Origin of the sequence: Bacillus cereus group sp. Sample62 (assembly GCF_036851315.1) — a bacterium.
In the GTDB taxonomy this organism is placed as follows: Bacteria; Bacillota; Bacilli; order Bacillales; family Bacillaceae_G; genus Bacillus_A; species Bacillus_A wiedmannii.
This window is the reverse complement of the sequence record NZ_JAFLPK010000001.1, coordinates 2,041,978-2,068,390: the sequence shown is the minus strand read 5'-3', so window position 1 is coordinate 2,068,390 and position 26,413 is coordinate 2,041,978. Positions and strand designations below refer to the sequence as shown.

Below are 26,413 nucleotides of genomic sequence, written 5' to 3'. Positions count from 1 at the left end.
ATTTACGTTTCAATAAGAAAAGCTCACAGCTTAAGCTTTGAGCTTTTTTACTTATCTCACCTTTTCATCTACATACTCCATAAACTGCTCCGCATTAATAAATCTTTCTTTGTACGCCTCAGGTACTTCTTCTACTTTCATCCCACCAGTTGATTTTGTCTTCACTCGTACGATTTCATATGTCATTAAAGCTTCCACATAACGGTCAAACTCTTCTTGTGTTAATACTTCTTTACTCGATTTATGACCATTTAATTTATCAAAGTATGGTTGAAGGCTCATACTTACCTTTTTCATTTCTTCTCTTTTTCCTAGTGATAATTGATCATAATCAATATTACCGTTTGAATCTCCGTACGCAAGCTTTGCATTTGTTAATTTTTTTAGTTCTTTTGTAAACTCTTCATATTCCTTCGCACCCATCTCATCTTTCGCTTCTGATAATTTTGCACTAAAACGCATGTACGCCTCTAACGTCATCGTTCCGGCATGTTTTTTTAAATTCTCGAAAGACCCGTATATACCATCCGCCATAATAGATTGATACGCAAAACCAGTCGTCGGGATTAAAAAAGCCGCTGCAAGCACTCCTGCGATAAGACGTTTCTTTCTCTTACGCCCCCCTTGATTCATTTTTATTTGAACGATTACTTTTTCTTTTAACTCGGGCGGGGCAACAATCCCATTCGCTTCTTCTTGTATAGATTCTCTAACTCTACAATCTAAACTCATTTCACATTCCCTACCTCTCCTAAAAAGATTTCTTCTATTTGCTCTTTTTGACGTAGTTTTTTTAGTGCTGCGTGAATTCTAGATTTCACAGTACCAATTGGAATATGTAATATTTCTGCTACTTCTTCTTGTGAATAATCGTGTAAGTATCTTAAGATAATAACTTGTTTCAATTTATACGGTAATTTATGAATGAGTTCGATTAGTTTTTGGTTTGATATTTTACTTACAACATCGTTAGAAAAATCAATTTGTACTGGTTTTCTTTGCTCTTCTGCTTTTTTTATAATTCGTAGTCGCATCCACCTCTTTCTTCTATAAGAGTGAATTTGTTTAATCGTAAGTCCAATTAGCCAAGGGCGAAATGGCTTCTCGCTATCATACTTACGAAGCGATTCATATAGCTGTATGTATATTTCTTGAACGACATCATCTACATCCGTTTTATCTTCTATTAAAAAATGTGCTGTTTTATATACTTCTTGAATCGTTTTATCATACAATTCGCTATACGCTTCTTTATTGCCTGATAAAGTTAATTGGATTAAATCTATATACACCGTTTCACCCTTCATATTCCATCCCTCCTTTGTCTTACACTTTATATTGGCAAGTAATTGATATTTCGTTCGATTTTTTCAAAAGTTTTTTTGTATAAATTAATATAATGATTCAATAAGTTCATAAGCTTCACTTATAATCACACATAACTATTATATAATTTTCCAATTTCTAATGACGATTTAAAATGATTTATATAATCAAATTTAGGAGGATATATAATGAAAGCTATCATTGTAACGTCGTTCGGTGGTCCTGAAGTGATGAAATATACAGATGTGGATATGCCGACTATTTCAGAAGATCAAGTTTTGATTCGCGTTGTTGCTACAAGTGTAAATTTCGCCGATATTAAATCCCGTTATGGTAAAAAAGGAAATAAAGCACTACCTTTTATACCAGGGATAGATGCCGCTGGTATTGTAGAACGTGTCGGTTCTCATGTGAAAAATATTTATCCTGGACAACGTGTCATTGCTTTTCCTCAAAATGGATCTTACGCAGAATACGTTGTCGCAAACGAAAACCTTACTTTCGTTTTACCTGATAAAGTAGATTTTCAAACCGCAGCTGCTTGTCCGATTGTATCTTTTACAAGCTATAATTTACTCGCAAATGTTGCAAGGCTTCAACAAGATGAGTCTGTACTCATTCATGCAGCGGCTGGTGGAATTGGTACGACAGCAATTCAACTTGCAAAACGATTAGGGGCTGGAACCGTTATTGGTACTGTCGGGAGTGAAGTAAAAAGAAAAATAGCTTTAGATGCTGGAGCTGATTATGTTATTTGTCATCAAGATGAGGATTTTGTAGAGAAAGCCAATGAGCTGACAAATGGCGAAGGGGTCGATGTAATTTTAGATTCTATTTCTGGAACGGTTTCGGAAAGAAGTTTAAAATGTCTTGCTTATTACGGTCGCCTCGTTCATATCGGTAATGCAAGCGGTGAAATTGGTAACTTTCAAACGAAAGATTTACATGCAAGTTGCCGCTCTATACTCGGTTTTAGCTTCGGCACTACACGAAAAAAACGTCCTGAACTCCTCCAAGAAACTGCAAATGAAGTTTTCCGCTATTTGCGTGACGGAAGTTTACAAATTAAAGCCACGAAATCTTTTCCACTTCAGGATGCAGGGAAAGCACATGAATGGGTCGAAAGTAGAAAAAGTACAGGGAAAGTCATACTAACTGTTCAGTCCTCTTCCTGAAATGAATACTTGAAATCGAGGTGTCATTCATGGGATCACGAATTATGCATGCTATTATCGCTAACAAGATTGCCGAAAAACTATATATCCAAGATAAAACTTCTTTCATACTTGGAGGTGTAGCCCCCGATGCAGTTCATTCAGCAGAAGAAAAAGGAACTTCACACTTTTACGCTGGCACAACGAAAAACTATACGAGAAGGATAGATTTCAATTCTTTTTTTCAAAAATATAAAGCTCATATGGATTCCCCTTTTCTCCTTGGCTATTACACCCATCTCATTGCCGATGACAATTGGCTAAGTGGATTTTTTCTACCATGGTTAAAAAATAGAATAGAAAATGACGAAACTATCGCACCTATGTACTATAACGATTTTAAATTGTTGAATGCAAAGTTGCTTCATCATTACGATAAAGAACAGCAGCTCTTCTCTCTTCTCAATCAAGAGGCTCACATTATAGATATTGAAGAGGTTTCTAAAGAAAACGTTTTAGCTTTTCGAAAGTATCTTTTTGAGGATATGTTGTATCCAGAGCAACATTTACATGAAAACTTGCAAGTATTTACGTTCGATCAAATCGTTGGTTATATTGAAACAGCTATTGAAAAAGGGACATTTTTTATTGAACAACTCTCTAATGAAAAATCCACTTCAAACATGTAATCCCCCTCAATATATACGAGGGGGATTTTCACATAGCAATATTATTATTTGTTCTTTTCCATAACCGCAAAATAATTGCCTTCACTATCAGCAAAGTTAAATACTTTACCAGAAGGCATTGTTACCATTTCACCAACAGTAACATTTTTATTTTTTAAATCTGTATATAATTGATCAAGATTTTCTGAGAAGAACATTAAGGACGGTGTACCAAGATTTAATTCTGGGCTCATCTTAGAAATAACTTCTTTATTATGTAATATAATGCTCGTTTCTGCACCGCTAGTCGGCGCAATTTCAATCCATCTCATTCCTTGCTTGTTATCTTCCTCTGCAACTACATGAAACCCTACCTTTTCTGTCCAAAAATGTACTGCCTCATCTTGATTATTTACATATAACATAATTTGTCCAACTTTATGAATCATTACATTTCCCCCTAATGTTTTTTATATTCTATGTAGGTTTCTACAGCTGCTATCGTTATTCCTTTTAAGTTGGTATGTACTTCTTTGCAAAATTTATCGACTGACTCATCCCATCCAGTTCGTCAAAATAATCATTTCTTTCAATCATGTTATATCCGTCGAATCCAATTTCATCTAATACTTTGAAGAATATATCGAAATCCACTTCACCATTTCCTACTGCTACTTCTATATACTTACTTGAACGATCGCTTTTCACTTCTTTACAATCTTTAATATGAGTTTGTACTATATAATCTTTTAATAGTAATAAACTTTCTTCCGGATTTTCATTTACATCACTTATTAAATTTGCTGGGTCAAAATTAACAGCTAGTCCTTTCGAGTTTGCAGTTTCTAAAAATTGTTTTAATACTATTGTTTTTTCAGATCCCGTCTCAATAGCAAAGACTCCCCCAAATTTGAATGCCAATTCCCCTATCTCATAACAAACCCGTACCATTTTATCATAGCACTCACTTTTTTCATCATCTGGAACTTTCCCAATATGAGCTGTTATTATCTTTGCTCCCAGCTCCAAACCTCTGTCCGTAATATATTTAATCTGATCTATTGCACTGTCAGCTTCTGTTCCTAAAATTCCATTTTCTCCAAAACTAATTGCTAATGATGGAATCTTTATTCCATTAAAAGATAAGCTTTTCTTTAAAGCATTCCACTCTACCATTGGAATATTAGCTAAGTTGAAGTTTTTATTCATAGCATATAATTGAATATATTCTAAATCCCATTCCCTTGCTTTTTGTATTCCTTCGTTTACTTCAATATGTTTCGTATTCAAAAACATTCCTAATTTCCTATCCATATATGTACCTTCTTTTTATTATTTCGCGTCAATTTAATATTCGACTTTCTTTATATTACTTCCTTGTACATATGTTGATTTAAAAAGTGATAATCGATACATTTTAATAACCATTAATAAAACTCCTTGTATTATTTAATTGCAAATAAAAAAGACGTAACTACAAATAGTTACGTCTTCCTAATTATTTATCTAGGCTTTTTCTTCCCAGTAAATGCTGGTTTCTTTTTCTTTGGTGCTTTCGGTTTCGTTTCTACAAATGATCCGTTGAACATTTCTTGCTTCGTAAATACGATGCCTAGTTTTTTTGCAAATTGAAGTAATTTACGCTCTTCTTGTTGTGTTACAAGAGAAACGACAGTTCCTTCTTTACCCATACGTCCTGTACGTCCTGAGCGGTGAATATATTGGTCTACTGTGTCTGGTAACTCCAAGTGGATTACATGTGTTAAATCATCGATATCTATTCCACGTGCTGCAATATCAGTAGCAAGTAGAATTTCTAATTTCCCGCTGCGGAAAGCACGCATCGTTGCTTCACGCTCTTGCTTACTTGCCTCTGAATGAAGAGCTGCTGCTTTCATTTTACGGAATTGCAATTTCTGAGTAATTTCATCTAAACGGAATGGGTCATTTAAGAAAGCAACTGCTTTTACATCGCCCATATGCATAATTCTTCTTACGTAATCATTTTTTTCGCGTCGCTCACAAATGATATACGTATGCTCAACTAAGCTTTTTGACTCTGCACGTGTTATACGTACTAATTGTGGTTCAACTGCTAAATCACGTGCAGCATCTTCTGCTGCCTTTGTAATTGTCGCCGAGAAGAATACTAATTGACGATCTCGCATTGTAGATTTAATTACATCTTGTACTGCGCCCATCATCTTTTGTTTTACAATTTGATCAAACTCATCAAATACAATTGTTTTCACTTCATGCATTTTTAGCTTTTTCATTCGAATTAATTCTAAAATACGTCCTGGTGAACCGACAATTACTCTCGGATGTTTCTTTAATTTTTCAACTTGGCGCTTAATATCTGCACCACCAATTAAAGATGCCCCTGAAATTTCAGTCCCTGCTGTAAACTTTTGAACCTCTTCGTGAATTTGCATGACAAGCTCACGTGTTGGCGCTAAAACAACTACTTGTGGTTGTTTTACTTCAGGATTAATTTTATGTAAAAGGGGTAATAAGTACGCTAATGTTTTTCCTGTTCCAGTTGGAGATTCAGCTATAACGTCTTGTCCTTCTAAAATAGTTGGAATCGCTTGTTTTTGAATTTCAGTTAATTCTTTAAAACCAGCCTTCTCCCAAGCTTGTTGTAAAAATGGTTGCATATCTTTTATCATTTGTTTTTCTCCTTTATCTCTATTTTTGAAGAAAATGTTGTATTGTTCGCACCGTTTCTATCATGTGTGAAATAACAGCTATTAAATCATCAACATGGTCTTCTGTAATCGCTTTTTGAAATAGAACCTCTACCTTATTATGATATGAAATCGCTTGCTTATTATATTCGTATGAAAGTTTTTGCGTAATCATTCTTTCTTTTCCCCATATAGAATGCATGAAAGTTTCAATTTCTTCGCACACTACCTCTGGCTTTTCTATCGGGAATGAAAATGCTAACTTCATTTCACAACCTGGTATAAATTGTGGTACTTCCAATATTTCACCAGATAAGTTCTTTGCATCTACAGATAGTGAAAATGTTGCTTCTACTAACTGTTCGAACGGCTCTGTTAATTGAAATGAAATATTGTATATACGACTTAATGAGGCAAGGTCCATCATATCTTTTCGATCTGTTACAAGAATATCTCCATGTAAATCAAAATCATAAACAGCACCTTCTACGATTACTTTTAAATTATCAAAAGCAGTTGGATCAAACATAATTTCCTCCAAAAAACAGGCGCCTTTCGATGGAAAGGCGCCACTTGATGTATATATAGTTTACAGATAAACGAGATGAATTACAACCTTTTAGAATAAACCTACTGCTTTTCCATCTTCATTTACGTCCATTTGTAGTGCTGCTGGCTGTTTTGGAAGGCCTGGCATTGTTAACATTGTTCCTGTTAACGCAACGATAAATCCTGCACCAATTGATGGTTTCAGCTCACGAATTGTAACGATAAAGTCAGATGGACGACCTAATTTTGTTGCATCGTCAGAAAGAGAGTATTGTGTTTTCGCCATACAAATTGGTAGGTTACTCCATCCTTCTCCTTCATATTGAGCTAATTGCTTACGTGCTTTCGGAGCAAATTCAATATCTTTTGCGCCGTACACTTTTTGAGCAATTGTACGGATTTTTTCTTCTAATGGTAATTCTAATTCATAAAGTGGTGCGTAGTTGTTCTCACCTTTTTCGATTTCTTTTAACACTTTTTCAGCAAGGTCAACTCCGCCTTGGCCACCCTTCTCCCAAACTTCCGTTAAGGATACTGCATAGCCACGCTCATTGCACCACTCTTGTAAGTATGCAACTTCTGCATCTGTATCTGTAATAAATTTATTAATTGCAATTACGAAAGGCACACCGAAGCTTTGAATTGTTTCAACATGCTTCTGTAAGTTTTCCATACCTTTTGCTAATGCGTCTACATTTTCTTCTTTTAATTGATCTTTTGCTACGCCACCATGCATTTTAAGCGCACGGATCGTCGCAACAATAACAACTGCTTCTGGTTTAATGCCAGCTGCACGAGCTTTAATGTCTAAAAACTTCTCTGCACCTAAATCAGCACCAAATCCAGCTTCTGTAATAACATAATCACCTAATTTTGCTGCCATTGTTGTAGCGATAACACTGTTACAACCGTGAGCGATATTCGCAAATGGTCCGCCGTGAATGATAGCTGGTGTATTTTCTAACGTTTGTACTAAGTTTGGTTTTAATGCGTCTTTTAATAATAATGTTAACGCACCTTCTACACCTAAATCTTTAACCGTTACAGGTTGATTTGCAAAGTTATAAGCAACTACGATGCGAGATAGACGTGCTTTTAAATCTTGAATATCTGTTGCAAGGCAGAATACGGCCATAATTTCAGATGCCACTGTAATATCGAAACCATCTTCACGTGGTACACCTTGAACTGGTCCACCAAGACCAATTACTACGTTACGAAGGGCACGATCATTTAAGTCAACACAGCGTTTCCAAACGATTTTACGCGTATCAATTTCAAGTGTGTTTCCTTGTTGGATATGATTATCAATAAACGCTGCTAACGCGTTATTAGCAGTTGTGATCGCATGAATATCTCCAGTAAAGTGAAGGTTAATGTCTTCCATAGGTACAACCTGTGAAAAACCGCCACCTGCCGCTCCACCTTTTAGTCCCATCGTTGGTCCAAGAGATGGTTCGCGAAGTGCAATTACTGTTTTCTTACCAATTTTATTAAAAGCTTGACCTAAACCAACTGTTACTGTTGATTTACCTTCTCCAGCTGGAGTTGGGTTAATCGCTGTTACTAAAACAACTTTACCGTCTTTCTCATCCTGTAAGCGCTTAAAAATGTCAAGAGATAACTTACCTTTATAATGTCCGTATGGCTCTAATTCATCTTCTAAAATATTTAATTCAGCTGCAATTTCTTGAATCTTCTTCATACTCGCTTCTTGTGCGATTTCAATGTCGGATTTAACTGTTGTAGTAGTTGTCATATACCCTAGTCCCCCTTTAATTGGTTCTGATGATATTGTATCAGTTTTTTGTATTTTCTGCACTTATTTACCTCCTAAAAATTCTTTCATTTCTTTATACGTTTTTTAACATAAATACCCATAAGAATGTTAACGATTGTTGTAACTCGATAGGTAGTTGACCTAGCATCTTCTCATTTACTCCGCGCTTATATACACCGATGCCATCTACGACTTCAAAACCTTGTTCTTTCGCTAACTGTTCAAATTCCCAAGGCATCATCGTATTACAAACAACGTCTTTGCCATATAAACGAGGATAGCTGTTCTCTCGAGGTTTTGCTGTCGGTCCTAAAATTGCAATACATGCATACCCATCTCTTTTTAAAACGCGCTTTATCTCATTTAATGCCCGTAATGGCTCCTCGGTCCATTCTAAAGAATTAATTGCCATAATTGATTCAAATTGCTCATTTTCAAATGGTAAGGAAGAAAGATCCCCTTTTATAAAAGATAAATTCGGTCCTTCTCCGCGCTCCTTCCCTTTTTGAATCATCACTTCTGATAAATCTACTCCAACTGCTTTATAGCCCGCGCGACTTAATTTATATGTACCGTATCCATCCCCACAACCAACATCGAGCACCTGAGCTTCTTTCTTCACATACTGTTCAAAAAATGGAATAATTGTACTCCTACTCCCGCTATCCCACATCTCCTGACTATTTTGAGTCCAAAATTCTGCACTACTATCCCATTTTTTCTCTGCTGATTCATGCCAATTAAATTTCGTCATACATTCCCCTGCCTTCACGTTTTATCACTCATTTCATTCTACATCATTTTCCAAAATTCCTGTTTATCTTCAATAGGAGATGTACAAGCTAATAATGGAATCTTTATTCTCCAATTTTTGCTTTACTTGGGTTTAACTCATACTCATGTTCTTCTCTTTATGTAAGATACTATAGGTACACCCAATTGAAAGAGAGGGATGTACATGCGAAGAAAGAGAAATCATCATTTTAAAAGTGGTGAAAAAAACGAAGAGTATGCAGCTGAAATATCACCAGCTGGCATACCAATTAGACATAAGCGTAAAGAAATTGCAAATGAAATAGAAGGTACAAATACCGGTGCAATGGTAGGCTATGTCGCTTTATTTCTTTCGCTTTTCTCAATTGCATTTTATCCGGTTACACTCGGCTCTCTTGCGATTTTAGTCGGCTTATTAGCTGTCAATTTCGGCGCAAGAACACTTGGATATACAGCAATTGGTTTTGGTAGTTTTTCTGTTTTATTTACTTTACTCTATCCGCTTGCTTTGTCAGCGTTTTAAAAAAAACACACCAAGTTATACTTGGTGTGTTCATTCGTGGTACAACATAATATGACCGCATCCACAGCAATGTTTCGCTGTAATTTCTTGAAACACTGGATAATTTTCTTCATCCCTATGCTCAATAAACACCTTTTCAAATCGATACATATTTTGTGCATATGCCCAATCTTGTTTCGTACGTGCATACAAAGTTGAGGAAAAAAACTCCTCACCACCGCAAACGATACATGTATTCTTCATTACTACCCCTCCTATGCTTGTCTTACTTCATCTATATGAACATAAGCATAAGAAAAAGACCTTCTATTACTAGAAAGTCTTCTCTGAAACAAAAAGAAATGTACCAAACATTCCTACTCCGCTATATTCTTTCGTAACACCAGCTTCTGTTTTAAATGTTTGCTTTACAGTCATAAAGAATACACCATTTCGTGCATCTGCACTTTCAAATTGTAATTTTTCTTTTTTACCATCTACATTTTGTGTGCATTCAAAACTACTCTCATTACATTTCAATGCATACTTATCTTCTAGATACAATTTAAAATCTGATTCTTTCGGACAAGTTATAAGTAATATCGCCACGAGAATAATACTTACAATACCCACAATTGTATAATATTTCTTCATTTGTACTCCTTTCAAATGACAAGAAAACTTGACTACATGCGCCAAGTTTTCTTAGTCCACAACCCATTGCCACTCTTGTTCTTTCTTATCAAAAATGAGCCAACCTGTCTCTGTTGCTTCTTCTTTCAATTCGTCAATATTATCTAGTACCTCATCCGTACTTTCATACGAACCAACTACATATACCGGAATTTCAAGACCTCTTCTTGACTCAATTTTCCCTGCTAGATCAATATAAAGACCATCTTCCATTAATGGAAGAAGCCCCATGATCACTTCTTTCGAAATTGCTGGGAAAATTTTTGATTTTTGGAACAAAGAAAAACGTTTCTTACCGAAAGCACCGAGTTTATAAGGAATGACTTTACTTAACATTCCTACAAAGTCAGCAATTCTACGATAATACACTTTGTTGTACCATCCGTCATCATGTGAAAAATAAACAAACCTATTTTTCAATAGCGGAAAGAATGTTCTTGCAAGTGGTTCTTTTTTGTGAGCCAAATATAAAAGCTCTGCAATTTCTTTTGGCTCTAATTCATCTAAATCGCTTGCATCATCAAAATCTACCCAACAAAATTCATCAAATTCATCAATCTCTGCTTGAATTAGCTTATGTATATTTTCTTCCTCAACATATTCAAATAAAGTATGATAATGAAAATCTGTCCATTCAAAGTTATGCTTCAAAAGCAACACTTGATGAAGCGGTGAAGGGATGTTACTTGCAAACTCTTTAAACGTAATTCCTGATGTAATAAAACAATGACCCCGACGATTACCATTAATATATATCATATTCTTTACTTGGTCAGATCCTCCAGACAAAGCACCTAGCCACCTTCGTTTTATATGTTTCAATTCTATAGCATATTTTAACATGAAAAATTTTAGAAACATAGAAAAAAATTCAAAAACTATTTACAATTTCATGTGTTTTATTACATAGTGATTACAAGAAAAAACACCTGCTCGTGAGCAGGTGTTTTTAAAGGATTTCATCAGGGTTTTGAGGATGATGATTTCCCTCTTTCTTTTCTTCTTTTTGGAACATCGATTGAATTTTATCAATTGTTTGTGGAGCTAATTCAATCATTTTTTCTGCTAAATGTGTCGCATTTTGTAGGTGAAGAATATTTACTCCATCTTTATTCACTACAAGAAATGCTACTGGTGTAATAGAAACACCACCCGCGCTACCGCCACCAAATGCAGGGTTACCATTCGCTCTTTGTCCATCATTCGTCTGGAAATCAGAACCTCCTGCTCCAAAACCGAACGCTACTTTAGAAACCGTTAACACTACACCACCGTCAGCCGTTTGAACAGGCTCTCCAACAATCGTATTTACATCGACCATTTCCTTCAAATTTTCCATTGCCGCTTTCATTAATCCTTGAATTGGATGATCCACCGTTCATAACCTCCTTTGTCATATCTTTCCTAGTTTTTCCGAAAGTTGGTGAACTAAACATAAAATTTTATATTGATTTCAAAAATATTTTTATAATCTCAGCAAAAACAAAAAAATGCCCTTGAATTGTATGGATGTCTCTAACAATTCAAGGGCATTTCACATTAAATGACCTTTTTTATTTTTTCTCCTACTTAATGTCCTCACTTCAAAGTCATAATTACCTGTCTTTCAACAAAACCAAACTCTTCGTACATCTCTTTCGCAAAATTCCCAGCAAATACATTCAAACGAATTTCTGAATACGTCTCCTTCAACTCCTTAATACCAGCTTCCATCAGTTCTCTCGACAGTCCTTTCCCGCGATATTCTGGAAAAACGTATAGCTCATATATAAATCCAAGTTTTTCACGAGAAAAATAGTCTGCATTTTCTCCTATTAATATCCATCCCATTACTTTCTTTTCTTTTTTAATAACTAAATAATATGCTCCCTTTTCCACTATTGGCGTAGTAATTTCAACCGCTTTCTCTATACTTAATCGACAATTCCCTCTTGTCCCTTCAAAAAGTGATTGAGCTGCATACTGTAAGATTTCATTCGTTTCTTCTCGATTCGCCTTTTCTATCATTTTTCACAACTCCACTCATTAATAGGCATTACTATCGCTTGTTCAAGTTCCTCCGACTCAATTACAATTGCCATCAATCCCTTTTCCGTACTCGTTTCATGAAATTCGCCCTTCTCCCAAAACACAGCTTGTCCCGCTTCCACCTTCACTTTTTCTTTATCTGCTCCGCATACATACCCTTCTCCGTCCACAATAAGAAGCAGCTGTGATACAACTGCTTCATGATATCCAATTATTCCATTCTCTCGTAAATGCATAGCACCGATATGTACATTTCCTTGATGGTTTAATATTTTTGACATTATGAAATTAGATTGAAATGCTGAGATTTTCTTTCCCACTTTTTCACTAAAATCAAAAATTTTCATTACTAGTCCTCCCTATACGTATAAAACCATCCTTACTGTCTGCATCATATGTCCTTCAAAATCTTCTTCAAATTCCTCTAATTGCGCAAAACCTTTCGCTTCATAAAAACGTTTTCCTTTTTCATTCGCTGCTTCTACATGAATGTATAGTTTCCGGATTCCTTTTAATTCCGTTAACCCTTTTTGTAATAAAGCACTTCCTACCCCTTTCCCTTGCTGATTTGGTAACAAATAAATCGCTCCTAATTCTGCTTCGTTTTGCAGTCTAACAGGCGAGAAATTCGCAAAGCCAATTACTTCTCCCTCTTCTTCCGCAACGAATAAATGTGTATTTTCAAGACGATATTTCATTTTTTCATCAGAATAGGCCTCGTCTAAAAATCTGTCTTGAATCTCTCTCGGAATAATGCTTTCGTATGTATCATGCCAAGCAACTTTCGCTACTGATTGTACCGCATGGATATCTTCCTGCTTCATTTCTCTAATTACATATGTCATCTCGTTGTCTCCATTCTCTTAAAATTATATTCTGCTAATATACTAGAAGAAATGGCAGAACCATTTTCATAATTCACCCTAATTAATTTTAATTTCTCAATTGAAGCTGTTGCATAATCAAATTTTTCATATATATATTCCATTACACTTAAAAACTGATTTGTATGTAACCTATTTGCAATCGTGCAATGCGGAACCCATTTTCCAGGCACATAATATGAATTTAAATTATTATGAAAAGTTTTAAAATAATTATGATAAGAATGATGAAACCTTATCAATTCACCGGTAATGGTCGGTGCTAGAAAGATTGTTCCGTTAGTAGGAAAAATTCCAATAGAAGGAAAAATTACCTCAGCCATATTCTCTTGAACAGCTACAAACTCCTCTAGTTTCTTAGTATATAAGTTAACATCTAACTCATTGTAATCAGCTAATGTAATATGAGGTTCTACTCCGGCTAATTGATTTGTGCCAATGATATTTGTTATTTCATTTTGTAATTCTATAATTTTATTAGTAAACACACGATCAAATGTAGCAATAATAGCGTACATACTTCCTCACCCCTTCATTACATATAGCGCTTCCCATTCTTCACGAATTATTCCCATTCGGATAGAATCATAGTACGTTCCGTTATAATAACGGCATTTTCGCATTCTACCTTCTAAAGTCATTCCTATTTTCTCCGCTACTTTCATCATCCGTTCATTACCAGACCAAGTCGTGATTCCTACTCTACCAATTTCCATCTTTTCAAATAGTAAATCTCGATATAACGTTAACGCTTCTGTACCGTAGCCACCATTCCAGTAATTTGGATTATAAATAACAAGACCCATTTCCAACCAACGCGTCGGTTTATATTCCCAATAAAACCCGACCGTCCCTATAATTTGACCGTTATGTTCTATAATTAAATTGGATAGAGGTTCTTCCTTTAAACGCTTTTGCATCTTCTCTTTATAAGATGGGTATTCTTGCATTGAGAAAGGGAAATATGGCGCATCCCATTTCTTCCATTCTGGATTTTCTTCTTTAAATACGAGATTCCATAATGTTTTTATATCTGATTCTTCAATTGTACGAATTATAACTTTATTCCCTTTTACTATTACGTTTTGCATAATTTCCTCCTACACCCCTCTTTATTTCATATATAATTATAATGTTTTTTCAGAAAAATCAAAACAAATATCAATTATTATATTGTATAATTTTGTTATAAGATACCAATTATTCATGTAGAAAGCTGGTGATTCAATGAATAATCGATGTAGTATTGCCTTATTTCTCACTATTATTACGACAAATATTATTCTCTATTTCTTCTTACCTTCAAGTATTGTTACGAAATGGGACTTCAATGGAGCGCCTACATCAACAATGGATAAAAGCACTTTTGTTATCGTAAATATAATTATATGTTCCTTCTTATTCTTTTTATTTTTAGCTTTATCTAAAGCAGCGAGTAACCAGAAATCTCCCCTTTGGATCGGCAACACAATTTTACTATTTTTATTTTTTGTCGATATTGTCATCGCTCTCATTGCTCTTGGCTTCACACTCCCTCTTGATCATTTAATATTTTTAGCATTAGGGGTTTTATTTATATTAATAGGCTATTTCAGTTCCAAAATTGATACGACTAAATCAACAATTTCATTGGAATGGAATGATAAGCACCTTGAAAAAAGAGCTTCAAATATTTGTAGTATTTCAATGATGATAGCAGGTATTTTCCTAGCCGGGCTTCCATTTATCATTCCTGCTCCGTATAGGGGTTATGCTATACTCACAATTTTTTTAGGAATGACGCTTGTCATTTTACCGAGTACGATTTACTTACTTATGAAAGACAGTAAGCAATCTACTCATTTAAAAAGATAATAAAAAAATAGGAGGCTCCATACCTCCTATTTCATCTTTTCTATCTCAACTAAAATACCTTTCTCTATCCAACCTTCTACTCCATCTCTTTTAATTAAATCATATCCTGAGCAGCTGCCATCAATGAGAGAAACAATGTCCCCTTTTCTTACGCTTATTTGTGCACAAGAAATATCGGTTTTCACTGTGTATTCACCTGTCTCAAGTTGCCTAATATATTCATTTTTCACAGAGAGTAATTTATTCGTTTCCTTTTGCTTACATATTGTATAATCTTTCATCTTCTCCATAGGCTCTATGTAATAGTACGGATAAGTCACCCCGCCCTGCATTGATGTGTTCGCATTAAAATCAGCTATTACTTCATACTCTGGAAAATAGTCTACATATGTATAAAAAAACGTATCACCTGCTCTTGTCCTTTGAATGATAAATGCGTTTAATTGTCCTGCTTCTTTAATCGCATTTCCACCGTCAATTGCAATAATCTTTTTCTCCTCATCAATAACTGGATTGTTAGACGGTGCCTTGTCTGAATAATTTACAACAGGCCAATGACCGACAACTACATACTTATTTGCTCTATGTGATTTATTGAAAAACTCTGGCATTGCTATCGCATTTTTGCGCTCTGTTTCTTTCCAATTTTCTTTATCCTCAAGGCCAGCATGTACAAAAATATAATCTTCTGTTTCAATCGCTGTTGGTAATTCTGTTAGCCACTTTATTTCTTTTGAAAAATGACCCATCAATATGTTTTTCACTTCACAAATATCACTTTCTTCATTAACGGTAACACTCAATTCCGCTAGCCACTCATTAAAAATTGTATTCTTTCGCGTACATAAATAATTTATTAGCGCGGGATTTTCATTTACAAGTGCTTCAACTACAACTTCACAATTCCCTTCAATTACATAAACGTTTGGCTTGCTAACTACTAGATCCATCACATAGTTTACGACGCCAATGCTATTTCTTCCTTTCTCACAAAGATCACCATTAATAATTAAATAATCCTCATCTTTAAAATTAACTTTATGTAGTAATTCATTAAAAAGATCTAATTCTCCATGAATATCAGAAATAATAATGACTCTTCCATCATTTGGTATAGATAATTTCTTTATTTTTTCCAAGTATAAACGCTCCTAACATTCTCCAAATTCAATATTCCCTTGTTATTTTCTAATATTCGACAAATTATATTACTGGACCTGTTGCTAGCTCAAATCCAGAAAAGAAAATAGGTTCCATATGTTTTTAAACATGGAACCTACTTAATATTATAGCTCTTTATAAAAAGAATAGCTTACCTTACCATAGCCCTCTCTTTCATAAAAACGATGTGCATCCATTCTTGGAAACGCAGATGTAAGAACAATAGAGCTGCACCCTTTTTCTTTCCCCCATTTTTCTACATATGACAGCAGAACTTTACCATATCCTTTTGATCTGTGTGCTTCCGCAGTTACAAGATCATATACGAAAACATGTTTCTCATTATAAAAATTCGTACAAATCGCTACACCAGCTAGACTAACTGCTTCATCCTCTTCATTACGTAGCGAAAATAGTTTATAATTCTCTTCTTTCATTTTTTGAAACAAAGAACTTGCTTCTTCTCTTGAAAGTTTCATTCGTAACTGCTGTAATACGGGAAATACATCATGTAAATCCGCTTCTGTTACTACTTCTCTAATATTCATTTTGATTCTCCCCTTACTATTTATAAAATTTTCTAAATGTTATATCATCATTATAAAAAGCCACTGCCCTTAGCTTAAGTGACAGTTTTATTCTTTTTTATAAGGACAGTATGAAAAGGAGCGTCTACGAGTGGATCTGACTATCCCATTAGTACTACAAAGTAAAACACCCCTTTACTTACAAATTTATGAATATATGAAACGAGAAATCTCTCATGGGTCACTACGTGCCGGTACACGCCTTCCTTCTCACAGAAATTTAGCAGTACAACTTAGTGTGAGCCGTATTACAGTGGAATCCGCTTATCAACAATTACTAGCTGAAGGGTATGTAGAAAGCAAACCGAAACGTGGGATTTTTGTTGCAGAAGTTGATATTGATGTCATTCAAAAGAAACAGCAAATTGCGTCAAACAGTGCTAACAATAAAGAAAACAAACAATATGACTATGATTGTAGTCAAGGACTTATTGATCAAAAATCTTTTCCGATAACAAACTGGAAAAGAGCAATACACGAAACTTTATTTCAGTATGAAAATGAATTATTTGCTAAAGAAGATCCACAAGGGGAGCTCGTTCTACGAGAACATATTTCAAAGTATTTATATCATGCTCGCGGGGTACATTCTTCACCTGATCAAATTATTATCGGAGCAGGTACGCAACCTCTTCTTTGGCTACTACTTCAACTACTTGGTCCAAAAAAAGAATACGGAATCGAAAATCCTGGATTTCACCGTATCCCTGCTATGATTCAAAGTTCTGGCCTTCCCGTTCACCCTATTCCTTTAGACGATAAAGGGATTCATATTTCCGCTTTACGTAAATCGGCTTCCAATGTAGCGTATGTCACTCCATCTCACCAATTTCCACTTGGAATCATTATGCCGTTATCTAGAAGACTCGAGTTATTAAAATGGGCAAATGATTGTAAGGGCTATATTATTGAAGATGATTACGACGGGGAATTTCGCTATATAGGAAAACCTATTCCTTCTTTACAAGGGCTAGATTCAAATGAACGTGTTATTTATATGGGAACTTTCTCAAAATCTTTTTTACCTTCTTTACGAATGGGATATATCGTTTTACCATCTCATCTATTAGGAGCTTATCAAGAACTTGGTGGTATGTTTAAACAAACAGTTTCTACGCTGCAACAACTTACCTTTGCTACCTTTATTCAAAATGGTGATTGGGAGCGTCATATTAACCGAAGCCGCACGTTATATAAAAGAAAACATATTTCTTTAATTAAATCTATTACAAACGAAATGGGGAATAACGTTCATGTACTTGGTGAACAATCAGGACTTCATATTGTACTTCACGTTCATAACGGGATGAATGAACAAGAACTTATTCATGCGGCCGCAAAAGAACGTATTAAGTTATACCCTCTCTCCACATACAATTCTGTTCATAATGTAAGCGAGGAGTCGTATGTATTGCTCGGTTTTGGCAGTATTCCAGAGGATCGCATCGAAATGGTTGTCCAATTACTGAAAAAGGCCTGGTTCCTTACATAAGAATAGCTCCACGCAAGTTATACTTACGTGGAGCTATTTTCATTCACTATTTTTCTGATTTTGCTGTTCTTCCCGGTCGTTTGACACCAGTTGTTTCTGTTGAATAAGAAGCTTCAATGATAGCAGTTGGATCTACAGAGAGAACGAGATCTTTCATTTTCGGATAAATGAAACGGTTCGTAATACAATAAATGATTCTCTTTTCTTCTCCTAAAAAACCACCTTCTCCATGTAGATACGTAACTGATAATTGCAATTCTTTCATAAGTAGATCGCCTACTTCTTTATTTTTACCAGAAATAATCATAACGCTCTTTCCTTGATTTATACCATCTAATATGAAATCAATCATCTTCGTAACAATATAGAAAATTGCTAATGAGAACATCGCTTGTTCGATTGAAAATAAAATCGCTACAAATGTGAAAATAACTGCATTTACCGCAAGTAAAAATGTACTAATCGGTACTTTAAAGTGTTTGTTCATCCAAACTGCTAACATTTCTGATCCGTCTATTGCTCCGCCCATTTTAACAACAATCCCAACGCCAATTCCAAACAGTACTCCGCCATAAAGTACAATTAATAGTTCAGAAGTTGTAATCGCCGGAAATGGTTTTAAATAAATTAATCCGAGTGTTGTAACTACATTTGCATAAGATGTACGGATGAAGAATTTCTTTCCCATTACTCTTGCTGTAAATAGCAGGATAGGAATATTAAGTCCTAAAAACACTCCGTAAAGCGGTAATCCAGCAACTTTATTTGCCATAATAGCAATGGCCGTTACCCCACCATCTACTAATCCATTAGGTGCTAAAATAAGCTCTAATGAACCCGCTACAATAATCGATCCAATTGTTAATAATACGTATTCAAATACTCTTTTCATTCATTACCCCCAAAACTTATGTATTTTCTTAGTATTATTTTAACGTAATTTTACTACTAATTCAAAGATATGAGTTTATATACACAAAAGTTTCACCTTTACAGTGATTTTTTATGTAATTTATTTATAGAAACACACTTACATATTACAGTAAGTGTGCTCCAAACATTTATTTAAGTTTTGAGTATGAATTCATTTTCATTTTTAATATTTCATCAACTGCCCTATTATACCCACCAGCATTTCGAAGTGACTCTCCAACTTTACGACTATTTTCCTTAAACGTTACATCATACGTTACTTTCTCTACGGCTTCACGTAACGATTCAGAAGTTAATTCTTTACGATTAAGCCTTATTCCAGCTCCTACTTCACTCACTCGTTTCGCAACTAAAGGCTGATCTCCTGTTACTGGAATTACAACTAACGGGACACCGTAATATAGTGCTTCGCTCGAACTATTCATACCACCGTGTGTCACGAATACATCAGCATGCTGTAATATTTCTAATTGCGGCACGTAATTATACAACTTAAAGTTATTCGGAATGTTTTCAAATTGATTTATATTTATCTTCTTACCAACAACTAATACGACTGTCGCTTCTACATCTTTAAACGCTTCAAAACATTTTTCATATAGTTCAGGTTGTTCATTAAAAACTGTTCCCATAGAAATGAAAATCAATTTTTTATCTTTTAAATCTACCATAGGAAAGCTGCCTACTTCTTTACGCGTAGCAATTGATGGGCCGACGAACTTATACGATTCATCGAATACATCTGAACGGGGCTGGTATTCTTTTGAAGTATATACGATAGTAATATCACCAGGATGATTCATAATATCATACATACTATTACATTTCATTCCATACTGCCTATTCCATTTTTCCATTCCCGCTAAACAAGATTGATATAATGGATTCGTTTCGTCTACTTGTCTTGATTCTTGTTCATCATTAAAAGTAATGTACTGATTAAAAGCAAATGTTGTACAAGAAGAAACGCTAGGTAATTTTAAAACATTGGCTATAATACGTCCTACGGGAAAATGATTATCGTATATCAAATAATCGTACTTTTCCCCTTTTGTTTCTTCTACAATTCGAGTCACAATACGCTCTGATGCTTCAATCATATGAGATAGCATCGTCAAAGGACTCCCACCTTCATTTACTCGTTCCATAATATTAATTTGAGAGAGAAAATTCTCAAACACTCGGAATTCTACACCTGTTGCTTCAATCTTCTTTCTATAATCTTCAATACAATACGAAACAACTGTCTCCCCTCGCCGAATTAACTCACTTACAATAGCTAAAGTCGGATTTATATGACCTTCTCCAGGGAAATTTATTACGAGTACATTTGCCATCATATTCTCTCCTATCTAATATTATTAATAATTAATTATATTAATTAATTGAAAACTATTATAAAGGAATCTATTCTACTTCTTTATATTTTTCTCTTCATTTTATTATTGAGAAATATTTTTCATAACCAACATTATAATTCTTATAAAAGAACGCTTAACTCTTCATTTACTGAAAATAAGAGATTTACATTCGGGTGTTTTTACAGATTTATCATCAGAAATATTATTTTGATAATTCATACAAAAATAGAAAAATATAATTTTCACACTGATTTCTCACTATAAATTTATTTAAGTTCTATGTTGTCCTCATCATTATCCACTTGGAATATATTCTGTTATATAATTAATTTATAGAATTTACAGAAAAAAGGAGTAACTTCATGCTACAACAACTATTCACTTCACCTATTTTATCTATTCAAGCTTTACACCCAGGTTATGAAGACCATGCAAGCGATGTGTTTCTCGTCCGAACAGAAGATGCAGAAGTCATCGTTCGTTCTTCTAAAATGAATGAAGAACCAAATAATGATTTTTGGTGGGGATGTAAAAACCTATTTGGAATTGATCCAAGGAACGTACATCATTTAAAAGCTGTACATACATTGCTGCAAGAACATACTAATCTTCCTATCCCAACAATATTAGAAAAACATATTTTAAGTGGTCGTGAATTCCTTGTAGCCGAAAAGTTAGTAGGTAACACAGTTCAATCTTTTATCGGGCAACCAGATTCTATTTTATTCAGTCTAGGAAAAGGGCTTGCAGAAATACATACATTTAAAGCCGATTACATAGGAAATGTGTCAGGTTCCTTCCAAATTACACTAGATGAATTCCAATCACACATTTTAAATGTGAGTAAAGAGCTTGTAAATATGTTTTATTCCGATAATGAAAGCATACAAAATGCATTTCCTACTTTTGAATCACAACTTTCTTCCTTATCAGCACCAAAGGAATCAACGCTCGTTTTAATTGATATGGACCCTACTCAGTTTTTATCAGATGGTACATCTATTACAGGCTTAGTAGATACAGAAGCCTATGCAGTTGCTCCAAGGGAGTTTGATTTTATCGGCTTAGAATATATATTTACTGAAAAAGAGGCTCATGCTTTTAAACAAGGTTACGAAACCATTATGCCCATTCCCCGTCTTGAAGAATGTAGACATCCCTATCGATATTTGTACCGATTATTATCTGTTCAGGGTAGCGTGGAGTTAGAAAAGTGGTTGCATCACCCATCCTATTTTTAAATACGAATGAGAGGGATCATGAAATGAATATTGAACAAAAGAAATCTTTAACAGCAAATGAAATTCAGCAAATGAAAGATTTAGCTCATATTTGCGGACAACACGATGAAATTGATTATTCGTCAGATTTACATATAAACTTTTTAACCGCTCGTACTAATGAAGAGATAAATGATTTTCTACTTTATGACGATACTCAATTAATCGGTGCATTAAGTATGTATGACTTTGAAAGACCGACAAAACTGGAGTTAATAGGGTTTGTTCATCCGAACTATAGGAAGCAACATATAGGTACTACTCTTTTACAAACCGCAATGAAAGAAATACGAATAAGAGTGGCAGATGAAGCTCTTATTATTATGAATGGGGATTCTATTTCCGGGAAAGAATTTGCAAAACATTTGAAGTTACCTTATTTATATAGTGAATATAGTATGGAGTTCAAAACAAAAGAAGTGCAAAAAACAACAAAGCATACTATACAGCTTACTCTTGCATCTTCAGAATTACTTCTTGATCTTATTGAAATTTCCAGTAAAGCCTTTGGAGATTCAGCAGAAAATACCGCTACATGGTTACAAAAGATGATGAATTCACCTTCCCATCAAGTTTACTATGCTCTTATCGATGAAAAAATAGTAGGAACGATCACAATTTCTAAACAAGAGCAATCTACTACACTATCAGGATTCGCCGTTCATCCTTCTTATCAAGGTAAAGGATATGGAAAAGATATTCTTAGTTATATGGTACATACCCTTATTACAAAAGGAATTTCAACAATTGAATTGGACGTCGAAACGAAAAATAACCACGCTTTAAAGCTATATACACAATGTGGTTTTGAAATAAAAACGAAGCATGACTACTATAATGTAATGAATTTTGAGGAGAATACATATGTGTAAAAAACCAATTTATTCTAATTATAATATTTTTGCAGACATCTATAATAAACATTGGGGACATTTTGCTGAACACTCCTATCCAGCCTATCATAAATTCGTTTTACCAGACGCTCCTCCCCACTCCCGTATATTAGATCTTTGCTGCGGGACTGGTCACCTTACTAGGAAACTACTTGATCATAATTTTATAGTAACTGGCATAGACGGTTCTGCAAAAATGATCGAACACGCACTTCACAATGCGCCAGATGCATCCTTTATCGTCGGCGATGCACGCTTTTTTAAAGTAGATGAGCCTTTCCACTACGTCATCTCAGCAGGTGATAGTTTAAATCATATACTGACATTAGATGAGCTCAAAGATACTTTTCATCATGTTTATTTAGCATTATATGATGGAGGTACTTTTGCATTTGATATGAATATGGAGAAAGGTTTTCTTGAAAAATGGATTGCTTCATTTCATATTTCAGCGGAAGAATATGTATGTACGATTGATTCTACATATGATAACGAAAATAAAAAAGCAGAAATGAACTTTATACTATTTCAACATGACATAGATAATAATTGGAAAAGAAGTGACTTTACTTTTGAAGAAGCTTGTTATTCCAATGAAGAAATAATATCTTTGTTGAAATCCGTTGGTTTTAAGAATATTCAGCTACACGGTACAAATAGAGCGTTTTTCATTTGTCAAAAATAAAAAAACTGAATCATATCGATTCAGTTTTTTCTTAGTATATTTACGACAGCAGTCGTTTCATTATTTTCTTTATAAACTCGCGGGATTCTTCTGTCTAACATACATGTAACTTCATAGTTAATTGTACCTAACATATCCGCAACTTCTTCTACCGCAATTTCTTCTTCGCCTTGTTTACCGTAGAATACTACTTCGTCCCCAACTTGTACTGGCATTGCTTTTGAAACGTCTAACATGAGCTGGTCCATACAAACACGGCCAATAACAGGTACTCGAACTCCATTTATTAATGCATGCCCTTTATTAGATAACTGACGATTATAGCCATCAGCATAACCAATCGGTACAGTTGCAATCCATTCTTCACCAGTCGTTACATACGTATTCCCATAACTTACACCGCGATTCTTCTTCGCATGTTTAATATGAGCTACTTTTGATTTTAACGACAACGCAGGCTGTAAAGAAACGACTGCATGATCTACCTCTTTTGAAGGATACATTCCATATATTCCAATACCTACACGAACCATATTTTGAAATGTATTGCTAAGCTCCATTGAACCTGCACTATTTGAACTATGAATATATGGAATATGAATTCCTAATTCTTTTGCTGCATTGACAGCTTTCTCAAATAAACTTGTTTGCATATTCGTATATGATTTATCAATTTCATCTGCCGTAGAGTAATGTGTAAACATTCCTACTACCTCTACATACTCCATACGGTTTAATTCTTCTAAAAATGGTTTAACCTCTTCTTCTTGTAAACCGATACGACTCATTCCTGTATCAATTTTTACCTGAATTTGCGCTTTCTTTTGAAGACGGTTTGCGATTTCATTTATACCTTGTAAATCTTCACTTCTATAAACAGTCATCATAACGTCATATTGAATTGCCTCTTCCGCAGCTGCTACTGATGTATAACCTAAAATTAAAATCGGCACGTTAATTCCTGCTTCTCTTAACTCTATCGCTTCATCTACAAATGCAACTGCAAGCTGATTTATTCCTACTTCAATAGCAGCTTTCGCAACTTCAACCGCCCCGTGGCCATACCCATTTGCTTTTACAGCAGCCATCATTGCAATATTTTCATCATTCACACGCTTTTTAAATTCTTTTACATTATGTTTTACTGCATTTAAGTCAACTTCAATAATTGTATCTCTTCCATATTTCAAACTCATTGGTCTAACTCCTAACTCAATAATTGCATTCCATTCTATTTCACGTTTCATATGACCTTTTACAATATAATACTTTTCAATATGCTAGTCAAACTACTAGAATTTTCGGAATTTTGAGTATGATATAATACCCTTAAGAAACTATTATATACGGAGAAGAGGAGAATTACAATGTTTGTACAATCTGCATTGCATCAACTACAAGTTGCTGTTGATACTTCTATTCAAATGCTTAACCAATATAATGAAGATAGTTTAAAAATACAACCAATTCACTCGAAGCGATCTTTATTTGAAATGTGTGCACATCTTTCTCTGATTTGCCATGCGGATTTACTCATTTTAAATGGTAGTACGGATAAAGAGTTACGTACTTTTTATTTAGAATATACACCGAAAACAATTGCCCATATGCAACAAATAATGATTGAAGGATACAATCTTCTCTCTAAAACATTTCTTTCCTATTCCCAAGAAGAATTAGCAGAAGTTATGACTGCCTATTGGGGTGTTTCTTATTCTCGGTTTGAATGGTTACTTGAAATTCTCTCACATTTTTATCATCATCGTGGGCAAGTTCATATTTTAATGTGCGAGCATATGAAAGATCCTCGCATTCCTTTATTTGAGTGATTTTCCACTCATTCATTATCCAATTTACATATCATCAAATACACGTTCATTATTAATAAATTGAGAAGCAATAAATCCAATAAAAAGTAACATTCCTAATAAAATAAACGTTTGAGTATAACTTCCTATTTTCATAAGATAAATAGAAATAAGGGGTCCTATACTAGTACCTAAAAATAAAACAAAGGTATAGATAGAAACTGCTATTCCCCTTGCTTTCCCTCCCAATTGGCCGACAAGAGCAACTAAAGACGGAACGGATATAGCAATACCTATTACAAAACAGACACTCATTATGACAAGAAGAGGCAGATACGAAACAAAGCCCATTGCACTTAGACTAAAAATAGCGACCAACAATCCACCTTGAAGAACTTTCCTTACTTCGAACCTCTTCGTTAAACGACCCGCAATCGGTGACATCATCATACCAAATAGCCCCGCTAAGCGAAAATAAAGGATTTGTTCTGCAGTTAAATTGTAAGTAGAAGAGCTTAAATAATTCCCTAAAACAGTATACATATTAACAAAAGCCATCAATAAAACAAACGCAATCATATAGCTCAATACTAAGCTTTTATGTGTAAATACTTTACCCATCTGTTTAATCGGTCCCAAAATATCAGTATATGATTGAGATATTCCCCCTTTCGGAAGAGAAAAATGAACCCATACAGCAGTAATCATATAGACAACGCTAAGAAGAAAGAACACCATATGCCATCCAAAATGTTGACTAACAACCGTACTTATTACCTGACCTACAATTCCAGCTACTAAAAAACCGGTACTAACAAATCCTATTGTTGTAACCTTTTTTTCTACTGGAAACATTTCCACAACGTAAGCTAACGCTACCGGAGAAAATGTTGCTGCTGCAATACCCTGTAAGCCTCTAAAAATAACAAGCCACATTATACTATCCACAAACCCTAAGGAAAACGAAATAATCGACAGAGCAAGTAATCCAATGAAGATCACTTTTTTTCGCCCATATTTATCAGAGATTGCCCCAAATAACAAGCAACCTATAGCAAAGCCAACAGAAAATATACTGCCTGTAGCTGCAGATTGTGCTAGTGAAACATTAAAAAGTTCTGAAAATAGTGCAATTAAAGGGATTGTTACATATAAGCTAGACATAACTACCATACCCGACCAACATAATACAACGGTCATTATTGTATAATTCTTTTCACTATTTATTTTCTTTCCTATTTCCATCATAATATCTCTCCCTTATTACGATTTTTTTCTATTTAATACCTCTAAAGTACGCTTACTTATTTT

Annotated in this window: 32 protein-coding genes; 9 read left to right on the top strand and 23 right to left on the bottom strand. The window is 34.5% G+C overall.

The genetic code is table 11. The features are described 5' to 3' along the window. Nucleotides 1-51: 51 nt before the first annotated feature. Together J0835_RS10500 and J0835_RS10495 are read right to left on the bottom strand one after the other, a co-directional pair. Entirely contained in the window at nucleotides 52-732 is a 681-nt protein-coding gene (locus tag J0835_RS10500; RefSeq protein ID WP_087980928.1) for a DUF3600 domain-containing protein, read from the bottom strand. Then, on the bottom strand, nucleotides 729-1,307 hold the full coding sequence (locus J0835_RS10495) for a sigma-70 family RNA polymerase sigma factor (RefSeq protein WP_087980927.1): 579 nt from the start codon (nucleotides 1,305-1,307) through the stop codon (nucleotides 729-731). The genes J0835_RS10500 and J0835_RS10495 overlap by 4 nt, the downstream gene beginning before the upstream one ends. Before the next feature lie 207 nt (nucleotides 1,308-1,514). Between J0835_RS10495 and J0835_RS10490 the strand changes: the two genes are divergently transcribed. Beyond that, a complete protein-coding gene (locus tag J0835_RS10490) occupies nucleotides 1,515-2,501 on the top strand; it encodes a quinone oxidoreductase family protein (RefSeq protein WP_087980926.1) in 987 nt (328 codons plus the stop codon). A 29-nt stretch (nucleotides 2,502-2,530) separates the two neighbouring features. Next, a complete protein-coding gene (locus J0835_RS10485; protein WP_087980925.1) occupies nucleotides 2,531-3,169 on the top strand; it encodes a zinc dependent phospholipase C family protein in 639 nt (212 codons plus the stop codon). Nucleotides 3,170-3,213: 44 nt separating this feature from the next. On the opposite strand, the gene J0835_RS10480 is transcribed toward J0835_RS10485, so the two are convergent. The 6 genes from J0835_RS10480 to J0835_RS10455 all read right to left on the bottom strand — a co-directional run bounded on the left by J0835_RS10480 (nucleotide 3,214) and on the right by J0835_RS10455 (nucleotide 8,921). Beyond that, nucleotides 3,214-3,597, bottom strand: coding sequence for a VOC family protein (locus J0835_RS10480; protein ID WP_000581456.1), 384 nt, complete (start codon nucleotides 3,595-3,597; stop codon nucleotides 3,214-3,216). 64 nt (nucleotides 3,598-3,661) lie between these two features. Then, complete coding sequence (locus J0835_RS10475) at nucleotides 3,662-4,462, bottom strand: sugar phosphate isomerase/epimerase family protein (RefSeq protein ID WP_140386805.1); 801 nt, start codon at nucleotides 4,460-4,462, stop codon at nucleotides 3,662-3,664. A gap of 188 nt (nucleotides 4,463-4,650) precedes the next feature. Beyond that, nucleotides 4,651-5,820 (bottom strand): DEAD/DEAH box helicase, encoded by a 1,170-nt coding sequence (locus J0835_RS10470; RefSeq protein ID WP_000588609.1) that lies wholly within the window; start codon nucleotides 5,818-5,820, stop codon nucleotides 4,651-4,653. 19 nt (nucleotides 5,821-5,839) lie between these two features. Continuing rightward, nucleotides 5,840-6,367, bottom strand: coding sequence for a hypothetical protein (locus J0835_RS10465; protein ID WP_000460229.1), 528 nt, complete (start codon nucleotides 6,365-6,367; stop codon nucleotides 5,840-5,842). A gap of 90 nt (nucleotides 6,368-6,457) precedes the next feature. After that, nucleotides 6,458-8,146 (bottom strand): formate--tetrahydrofolate ligase, encoded by a 1,689-nt coding sequence (locus J0835_RS10460; RefSeq protein WP_087980989.1) that lies wholly within the window; start codon nucleotides 8,144-8,146, stop codon nucleotides 6,458-6,460. Nucleotides 8,147-8,240: 94 nt separating this feature from the next. Next, nucleotides 8,241-8,921, bottom strand: coding sequence for a class I SAM-dependent methyltransferase (locus tag J0835_RS10455; protein WP_087980924.1), 681 nt, complete (start codon nucleotides 8,919-8,921; stop codon nucleotides 8,241-8,243). A gap of 204 nt (nucleotides 8,922-9,125) precedes the next feature. Between J0835_RS10455 and J0835_RS10450 the strand changes: the two genes are divergently transcribed. Further along, a complete protein-coding gene (locus tag J0835_RS10450) occupies nucleotides 9,126-9,464 on the top strand; it encodes a hypothetical protein (protein ID WP_001253201.1) in 339 nt (112 codons plus the stop codon). A gap of 30 nt (nucleotides 9,465-9,494) precedes the next feature. Here J0835_RS10450 and J0835_RS10445 read toward each other — a convergent pair whose 3' ends face one another. From J0835_RS10445 to J0835_RS10405, 9 genes are all read right to left on the bottom strand, one after another. Beyond that, a complete protein-coding gene (locus tag J0835_RS10445) occupies nucleotides 9,495-9,707 on the bottom strand; it encodes a hypothetical protein (protein WP_000798748.1) in 213 nt (70 codons plus the stop codon). 69 nt (nucleotides 9,708-9,776) lie between these two features. Continuing rightward, nucleotides 9,777-10,097, bottom strand: coding sequence for a hypothetical protein (locus tag J0835_RS10440; RefSeq protein WP_000761182.1), 321 nt, complete (start codon nucleotides 10,095-10,097; stop codon nucleotides 9,777-9,779). A gap of 51 nt (nucleotides 10,098-10,148) precedes the next feature. Beyond that, nucleotides 10,149-10,925, bottom strand: coding sequence for an oxalate:formate antiporter (locus J0835_RS10435; protein ID WP_000014094.1), 777 nt, complete (start codon nucleotides 10,923-10,925; stop codon nucleotides 10,149-10,151). 160 nt (nucleotides 10,926-11,085) lie between these two features. Continuing rightward, nucleotides 11,086-11,511 carry a GerW family sporulation protein gene (ytfJ, locus tag J0835_RS10430; RefSeq protein WP_000349991.1) on the bottom strand — a complete coding sequence of 142 codons (426 nt, stop codon included), beginning with the start codon at nucleotides 11,509-11,511 and terminating at the stop codon, nucleotides 11,086-11,088. 203 nt (nucleotides 11,512-11,714) lie between these two features. Then, the gene (locus J0835_RS10425; RefSeq protein WP_087980923.1) at nucleotides 11,715-12,143 is read right to left on the bottom strand and encodes a GNAT family N-acetyltransferase; all 429 of its coding nucleotides are present in this window, start codon (nucleotides 12,141-12,143) and stop codon (nucleotides 11,715-11,717) included. Next, nucleotides 12,140-12,511, bottom strand: a complete 372-nt coding sequence (locus J0835_RS10420; RefSeq protein WP_087980922.1) for a cupin — start codon at nucleotides 12,509-12,511, stop codon at nucleotides 12,140-12,142. Before J0835_RS10420 ends, J0835_RS10425 begins: the two co-directional genes overlap by 4 nt. A gap of 12 nt (nucleotides 12,512-12,523) precedes the next feature. Further along, a complete protein-coding gene (locus tag J0835_RS10415; RefSeq protein WP_087980921.1) occupies nucleotides 12,524-13,009 on the bottom strand; it encodes a GNAT family N-acetyltransferase in 486 nt (161 codons plus the stop codon). Then, nucleotides 13,006-13,566 carry a 2'-5' RNA ligase family protein gene (locus J0835_RS10410; RefSeq protein WP_087980920.1) on the bottom strand — a complete coding sequence of 187 codons (561 nt, stop codon included), beginning with the start codon at nucleotides 13,564-13,566 and terminating at the stop codon, nucleotides 13,006-13,008. Before J0835_RS10410 ends, J0835_RS10415 begins: the two co-directional genes overlap by 4 nt. A 6-nt stretch (nucleotides 13,567-13,572) precedes the next feature. Then, complete coding sequence (locus J0835_RS10405; protein WP_087980919.1) at nucleotides 13,573-14,139, bottom strand: GNAT family N-acetyltransferase; 567 nt, start codon at nucleotides 14,137-14,139, stop codon at nucleotides 13,573-13,575. 136 nt (nucleotides 14,140-14,275) lie between these two features. Here J0835_RS10405 and J0835_RS10400 point away from each other — a divergent pair, with 136 nt between their 5' ends. After that, nucleotides 14,276-14,902: a DUF1648 domain-containing protein gene (locus tag J0835_RS10400; RefSeq protein ID WP_087980918.1), complete on the top strand. Its 627-nt coding sequence runs from the start codon at nucleotides 14,276-14,278 to the stop codon at nucleotides 14,900-14,902. A 26-nt stretch (nucleotides 14,903-14,928) separates the two neighbouring features. On the opposite strand, the gene J0835_RS10395 is transcribed toward J0835_RS10400, so the two are convergent. Both J0835_RS10395 and J0835_RS10390 read right to left on the bottom strand, forming a co-directional pair. Further along, the gene (locus tag J0835_RS10395) at nucleotides 14,929-16,041 is read right to left on the bottom strand and encodes a metallophosphoesterase (protein ID WP_087980917.1); all 1,113 of its coding nucleotides are present in this window, start codon (nucleotides 16,039-16,041) and stop codon (nucleotides 14,929-14,931) included. Nucleotides 16,042-16,188: 147 nt separating this feature from the next. Beyond that, the gene (locus J0835_RS10390) at nucleotides 16,189-16,611 is read right to left on the bottom strand and encodes a GNAT family N-acetyltransferase (RefSeq protein WP_087980916.1); all 423 of its coding nucleotides are present in this window, start codon (nucleotides 16,609-16,611) and stop codon (nucleotides 16,189-16,191) included. A 130-nt stretch (nucleotides 16,612-16,741) separates the two neighbouring features. Between J0835_RS10390 and pdxR the strand changes: the two genes are divergently transcribed. Continuing rightward, nucleotides 16,742-18,142 carry a MocR-like pyridoxine biosynthesis transcription factor PdxR gene (pdxR, locus tag J0835_RS10385; RefSeq protein ID WP_087980915.1) on the top strand — a complete coding sequence of 467 codons (1,401 nt, stop codon included), beginning with the start codon at nucleotides 16,742-16,744 and terminating at the stop codon, nucleotides 18,140-18,142. A gap of 46 nt (nucleotides 18,143-18,188) precedes the next feature. Here pdxR and J0835_RS10380 read toward each other — a convergent pair whose 3' ends face one another. Next, nucleotides 18,189-19,034 carry a YitT family protein gene (locus J0835_RS10380; RefSeq protein WP_087980914.1) on the bottom strand — a complete coding sequence of 282 codons (846 nt, stop codon included), beginning with the start codon at nucleotides 19,032-19,034 and terminating at the stop codon, nucleotides 18,189-18,191. Nucleotides 19,035-19,203: 169 nt separating this feature from the next. Next, complete coding sequence (locus J0835_RS10375) at nucleotides 19,204-20,412, bottom strand: macrolide family glycosyltransferase (protein WP_087980913.1); 1,209 nt, start codon at nucleotides 20,410-20,412, stop codon at nucleotides 19,204-19,206. Between the two features lie 386 nt (nucleotides 20,413-20,798). Here J0835_RS10375 and J0835_RS10370 point away from each other — a divergent pair, with 386 nt between their 5' ends. From J0835_RS10370 to J0835_RS10360, 3 genes are read left to right on the top strand one after another with little or no spacing between them, the layout of a single operon-like run. Beyond that, on the top strand, nucleotides 20,799-21,677 hold the full coding sequence (locus J0835_RS10370) for a nitrate reductase (RefSeq protein WP_087980912.1): 879 nt from the start codon (nucleotides 20,799-20,801) through the stop codon (nucleotides 21,675-21,677). Between the two features lie 23 nt (nucleotides 21,678-21,700). Then, on the top strand, nucleotides 21,701-22,588 hold the full coding sequence (locus tag J0835_RS10365) for a GNAT family N-acetyltransferase (protein ID WP_087980911.1): 888 nt from the start codon (nucleotides 21,701-21,703) through the stop codon (nucleotides 22,586-22,588). Further along, nucleotides 22,581-23,294 carry a class I SAM-dependent methyltransferase gene (locus tag J0835_RS10360; protein WP_087980910.1) on the top strand — a complete coding sequence of 238 codons (714 nt, stop codon included), beginning with the start codon at nucleotides 22,581-22,583 and terminating at the stop codon, nucleotides 23,292-23,294. The genes J0835_RS10365 and J0835_RS10360 overlap by 8 nt, the downstream gene beginning before the upstream one ends. 20 nt (nucleotides 23,295-23,314) lie before the next feature. Here J0835_RS10360 and alr read toward each other — a convergent pair whose 3' ends face one another. After that, nucleotides 23,315-24,490 carry an alanine racemase gene (gene alr, locus J0835_RS10355; RefSeq protein WP_048559722.1) on the bottom strand — a complete coding sequence of 392 codons (1,176 nt, stop codon included), beginning with the start codon at nucleotides 24,488-24,490 and terminating at the stop codon, nucleotides 23,315-23,317. Between the two features lie 171 nt (nucleotides 24,491-24,661). On the opposite strand from alr, the gene J0835_RS10350 reads away from it, so the two are divergent. Then, nucleotides 24,662-25,123 (top strand): DinB family protein, encoded by a 462-nt coding sequence (locus J0835_RS10350; protein WP_087980909.1) that lies wholly within the window; start codon nucleotides 24,662-24,664, stop codon nucleotides 25,121-25,123. Nucleotides 25,124-25,147: 24 nt separating this feature from the next. Here J0835_RS10350 and J0835_RS10345 read toward each other — a convergent pair whose 3' ends face one another. Continuing rightward, complete coding sequence (locus J0835_RS10345; RefSeq protein ID WP_140386810.1) at nucleotides 25,148-26,347, bottom strand: MFS transporter; 1,200 nt, start codon at nucleotides 26,345-26,347, stop codon at nucleotides 25,148-25,150. Nucleotides 26,348-26,413: the final 66 nt, after the last annotated feature.

Coding starts and splice junctions, on each gene's coding strand:
- J0835_RS10495 (WP_087980927.1), bottom strand. CDS start 1,307: ATGAAGGGTGAAACGGTGTATATAGATTTAATCCAATTAACTTTATCA.
- J0835_RS10390 (WP_087980916.1), bottom strand. CDS start 16,611: ATGAATATTAGAGAAGTAGTAACAGAAGCGGATTTACATGATGTATTT.
- J0835_RS10440 (WP_000761182.1), bottom strand. CDS start 10,097: ATGAAGAAATATTATACAATTGTGGGTATTGTAAGTATTATTCTCGTG.
- J0835_RS10345 (WP_140386810.1), bottom strand. CDS start 26,347: ATGGAAATAGGAAAGAAAATAAATAGTGAAAAGAATTATACAATAATG.
- J0835_RS10420 (WP_087980922.1), bottom strand. CDS start 12,511: ATGAAAATTTTTGATTTTAGTGAAAAAGTGGGAAAGAAAATCTCAGCA.
- J0835_RS10425 (WP_087980923.1), bottom strand. CDS start 12,143: ATGATAGAAAAGGCGAATCGAGAAGAAACGAATGAAATCTTACAGTAT.
- J0835_RS10455 (WP_087980924.1), bottom strand. CDS start 8,921: ATGACGAAATTTAATTGGCATGAATCAGCAGAGAAAAAATGGGATAGT.
- J0835_RS10470 (WP_000588609.1), bottom strand. CDS start 5,820: ATGATAAAAGATATGCAACCATTTTTACAACAAGCTTGGGAGAAGGCT.
- J0835_RS10485 (WP_087980925.1), top strand. CDS start 2,531: ATGGGATCACGAATTATGCATGCTATTATCGCTAACAAGATTGCCGAA.
- J0835_RS10405 (WP_087980919.1), bottom strand. CDS start 14,139: ATGCAAAACGTAATAGTAAAAGGGAATAAAGTTATAATTCGTACAATT.
- J0835_RS10415 (WP_087980921.1), bottom strand. CDS start 13,009: ATGACATATGTAATTAGAGAAATGAAGCAGGAAGATATCCATGCGGTA.
- J0835_RS10410 (WP_087980920.1), bottom strand. CDS start 13,566: ATGTACGCTATTATTGCTACATTTGATCGTGTGTTTACTAATAAAATT.
- J0835_RS10480 (WP_000581456.1), bottom strand. CDS start 3,597: ATGATTCATAAAGTTGGACAAATTATGTTATATGTAAATAATCAAGAT.
- J0835_RS10350 (WP_087980909.1), top strand. CDS start 24,662: ATGTTTGTACAATCTGCATTGCATCAACTACAAGTTGCTGTTGATACT.
- J0835_RS10400 (WP_087980918.1), top strand. CDS start 14,276: ATGAATAATCGATGTAGTATTGCCTTATTTCTCACTATTATTACGACA.
- alr (WP_048559722.1), bottom strand. CDS start 24,490: ATGAGTTTGAAATATGGAAGAGATACAATTATTGAAGTTGACTTAAAT.
- J0835_RS10465 (WP_000460229.1), bottom strand. CDS start 6,367: ATGTTTGATCCAACTGCTTTTGATAATTTAAAAGTAATCGTAGAAGGT.
- J0835_RS10360 (WP_087980910.1), top strand. CDS start 22,581: ATGTGTAAAAAACCAATTTATTCTAATTATAATATTTTTGCAGACATC.
- J0835_RS10370 (WP_087980912.1), top strand. CDS start 20,799: ATGCTACAACAACTATTCACTTCACCTATTTTATCTATTCAAGCTTTA.
- J0835_RS10500 (WP_087980928.1), bottom strand. CDS start 732: ATGAGTTTAGATTGTAGAGTTAGAGAATCTATACAAGAAGAAGCGAAT.
- J0835_RS10460 (WP_087980989.1), bottom strand. CDS start 8,146: ATGACAACTACTACAACAGTTAAATCCGACATTGAAATCGCACAAGAA.
- J0835_RS10475 (WP_140386805.1), bottom strand. CDS start 4,462: ATGGATAGGAAATTAGGAATGTTTTTGAATACGAAACATATTGAAGTA.
- J0835_RS10380 (WP_087980914.1), bottom strand. CDS start 19,034: ATGAAAAGAGTATTTGAATACGTATTATTAACAATTGGATCGATTATT.
- J0835_RS10450 (WP_001253201.1), top strand. CDS start 9,126: ATGCGAAGAAAGAGAAATCATCATTTTAAAAGTGGTGAAAAAAACGAA.
- J0835_RS10490 (WP_087980926.1), top strand. CDS start 1,515: ATGAAAGCTATCATTGTAACGTCGTTCGGTGGTCCTGAAGTGATGAAA.
- J0835_RS10365 (WP_087980911.1), top strand. CDS start 21,701: ATGAATATTGAACAAAAGAAATCTTTAACAGCAAATGAAATTCAGCAA.
- J0835_RS10375 (WP_087980913.1), bottom strand. CDS start 20,412: ATGGCAAATGTACTCGTAATAAATTTCCCTGGAGAAGGTCATATAAAT.
- J0835_RS10445 (WP_000798748.1), bottom strand. CDS start 9,707: ATGAAGAATACATGTATCGTTTGCGGTGGTGAGGAGTTTTTTTCCTCA.